This is a genomic window from Streptomyces sp. NPDC004667, assembly GCF_040609475.1.
Lineage (GTDB): Bacteria > Actinomycetota > Actinomycetes > Streptomycetales > Streptomycetaceae > Streptomyces.
This window is the reverse complement of the sequence record NZ_JBEXKC010000223.1, coordinates 1-2,928: the sequence shown is the minus strand read 5'-3', so window position 1 is coordinate 2,928 and position 2,928 is coordinate 1. Positions and strand designations below refer to the sequence as shown.

General features: G+C 72.1%; 4 protein-coding genes and 1 pseudogene. All 5 read right to left on the bottom strand.

The window, feature by feature from the left end:
- Positions 1-513 (bottom strand): annotated as a pseudogene (locus ABZW32_RS39460) (hypothetical protein); the annotation flags it as partial.
- A gap of 4 nt (positions 514-517) precedes the next feature.
- Complete coding sequence (locus tag ABZW32_RS39455; protein WP_187743631.1) at positions 518-676, bottom strand: DUF6760 family protein; 159 nt, start codon at positions 674-676, stop codon at positions 518-520.
- Entirely contained in the window at positions 673-1,170 is a 498-nt protein-coding gene (locus ABZW32_RS39450; RefSeq protein WP_356225697.1) for a hypothetical protein, read from the bottom strand. Before ABZW32_RS39450 ends, ABZW32_RS39455 begins: the two co-directional genes overlap by 4 nt.
- Complete coding sequence (locus ABZW32_RS39445; RefSeq protein ID WP_356225695.1) at positions 1,170-1,613, bottom strand: phage tail protein; 444 nt, start codon at positions 1,611-1,613, stop codon at positions 1,170-1,172. Before ABZW32_RS39445 ends, ABZW32_RS39450 begins: the two co-directional genes overlap by 1 nt.
- 72 nt (positions 1,614-1,685) lie before the next feature.
- A partial coding sequence (locus tag ABZW32_RS39440; RefSeq protein WP_356225693.1) for a phage tail sheath subtilisin-like domain-containing protein occupies positions 1,686-2,928 on the bottom strand: 1,243 nt, incomplete at its 5' end.

Below are 2,928 nucleotides of genomic sequence, written 5' to 3'. Positions count from 1 at the left end.
TCCGGCTCCCGCGCGAACCGAGGGGGTCCCGGTCGCCGCGGGGGGCGGCGTTCCTACGGGGACCGCCCGGAGCGGCGCCACCGGCATGCGCTGCACGGCGGGTGCGCCCGCCGGACGGCCCGACGGCAGTGCCGGGGCCGGCCGTTCGAGCCCCGGGACCGGGCGGGCGGCCCCGTGCGGCGCACCCGAGAGCAGAGCGCCGGCCGCCGAGGGGTCCAGGACCGCGGGGGAGGACCTCCGGGTGAACGACGGGTCCTGCCAGGTCGGCAGTCGCCTGCCGAATGCGGCGTCCGCGACGCCCGCCGGTCCGTCGGCCGCCGTCCGCCGCAGCGGCGGCAGACCGAACCAGGCGGCGACGGCCACCGGGGTCGCGGAGGCGGCGGAGGGCCCGGGAGCCGTATCCCCGGCACTCCCGGCGGTCTGCGTGCCACGGGTGCCCGGAGCCGGGGACCCGCCGGACGCCTCCCCGCCGCCGTCGTTCCGCCGCCCCCGCAGCCGGTCGAGGAATGCCACCCGCTCAGCCCTCCGTCGCGCCGCGCGTCACGAGGGACGCGATCTGCTCGGTGTACCGGCGCCGGTCCTGGTGTTCCAGGTCGAGGATCGCGTCCAGGCCCCAGTGGAAGTGGTAGGCGACGTACGCGATCTCCTCGTGCAGCCGGTCGGTCGCGTACGTCACGATTCCCCCAGGCGGCTCCCGCCGAGTTCCACCTCGAAGGGCTCCGAGCAGTGCGGGCACTGCACGGCCGCTCGGGTGTGGCCCTCCGCGTTGATCTGGCGGTAGAAGTCCTGGAGGAACGCCAGGTCGGAGGCGAACATGTTCTCCACGATCCCGTCGTGCACCATCGGGAGGGTGCCCAGCCGGCTGATGACCCGGCCCAGCAGCACCACCGAGAGGTACGCCGGGTTCTCCTGCACGCGCACGTCCCGCAGCGGGACCAGCTCGTCGCGCGCCGTGGACAGCCGCATGACACCGTCACGGTGGACGGTTCCCGCGTCGTCGACGTACCCGCGCGGCAGCTCGAAGGGGAACTCGGTGCGCAGCGACTGCCGTGGCGCGGGGTCGGCCGGAGGGCCGGCGGGGGTGTGGTCCGGCGCCGCGGCGGGAGCGGAGTGGGGGAGCCCCGCCTCCGCCGCCGCGTTCCGGGGCGCGGTCCCGACCGAACGCCGCATTATTCGATGACCAGTTCTTCGAACACGATGGTGACGGTCTCGGTCAGCGCCGCCGCCTCGCCGGCCTTCACCGTGCTCGTCTCGATCTTGCTGCACCAGGCGTTGCGCAGGTTGTAGCGCTTCACCGGGTTGTCCTCGTAGTCCATCATGATGATGGAGGCGTTCTTGCGGGCCGTGCTCATCTGGCCGCGGATCGAGTCGTTGATCCACTGCGTGAACGACGTCGACTGGGTCATGCCGCGCACGACCGTGCACTGGCCGTTCTTCTGCACGCCCGGCAGCAACGCCACCTCGGGCCGGCCCTGCGCGCTGTTCTGCTGGTAGGTGATGACGTCCTGTTCGAGGGTGAGACCGCTGATCTCGGCGAGGTACTCGACCATCACTCCGTCGATCTGGAGGCCGAAGTTGTGTGAGGTGAGGGCGTCACCCGGCTGGAGACTCATGTGTTCGCTGTCCTTGTGAAGAGGGGGGCACGGGGAGGTGACGGGCGCGGAGGCGGGCTCCGCGGAGCCGGGTTACTCCTCCAACTCCCCGTTGCCGCTGGAGAACTGCGCCAGCCGGAAGATCACGAACTCGGCGGGCTTGACCGGCGCGATGCCGATCTCGCAGATCACCCGGCCGAGGTCGACCGACTCCGCAGGGTTCGTCTCCTCGTCGCACTTGACGTAGTACGCCTGCTCCGGGCTCTGCCCGAACAGGGCCCCGCCCCGCCACTCGTTGACCAGGAACGCCGAGACGTTGCGGCGGATGCGCGCCCAGAGGTTGTGGTCGTTCGGTTCGAACACCACCCACTGGGTGCCGATCAGGATCGACTCCTCCAGGTAGTTGAAGTACCGGCGGATGTTCAGGTACCGCCACGCCGGGTCGGAGGAGAGCGTGCGGGCGCCCCAGATGCGGATGCCGCGGCCGGGGAAGGCCCGGATGCAGTTCACGCCGATCGGGTTGAGCAGGTCCTGCTCGCCCCGGGTGATCTGCAGTTCGAGGTCCACGGCCCCCCGGACGACCTCGTTGGCGGGGGCCTTGTGCACGCCGCGCTCGGAGTCGTTGCGGGCCCAGACGCCGGCGACGTGGCCGCTCGGCGGGACCAGGCGCGACTGCCCGGTCGCCGGGTCGAAGGACTTGATCCAGGGGTAGTAGAGGGCCGCGTACTTGGAGTCGTAGTTGGCCGTCTCCTGGCGCCAGACCCGGATGTCACGGGCGTTCATGCCCGGCGGCGGATCGATGATCGCGACCCGGTCGCCCATCAGCTCGCAGTGCGCGATCAGACCGAGCTGGACCGCCTTGACGGCCTCCAGGTCGATCGCGCCGCGCTGGTAGGCGGCCATCAGGTCGGGCACGGCGACCATGGAGATCTCGTCGACGGCCTCCAGGCCGCCGAAGCCCGTGCGGTCGGCGGAGTCGCCGAGGTACTGCGCCGGGCCGGGGTGGGAGCCCGCGGCAGGGCCCGCCGGTGCGGCCGGCTCGACGGGCGCGGGCGGCGGCGCGGGCAGGGTCACGGTCTGGTTCTCCGGACGGGCAAGCTGCGCGGACGGTGCGGCCTCGGTCACGGCGATGAGCTTGGAACGCTCCTTGACCTGCGTGACGACGTAGGCGCGGCTGCCCTTCTTCGCGGTGACGTCGAAGGACTCGACGGGCTTGTCGCCGTCCTTGACGACCAGCTTGAAGCGCTCGGCGGGCCCCTCGCCCTCGGCGTCGGACACCTCGACGGACAGCGGGCCGTCGAGGCCCTCCGCGAGGGCGGTCACGGCGAAGGTCCCG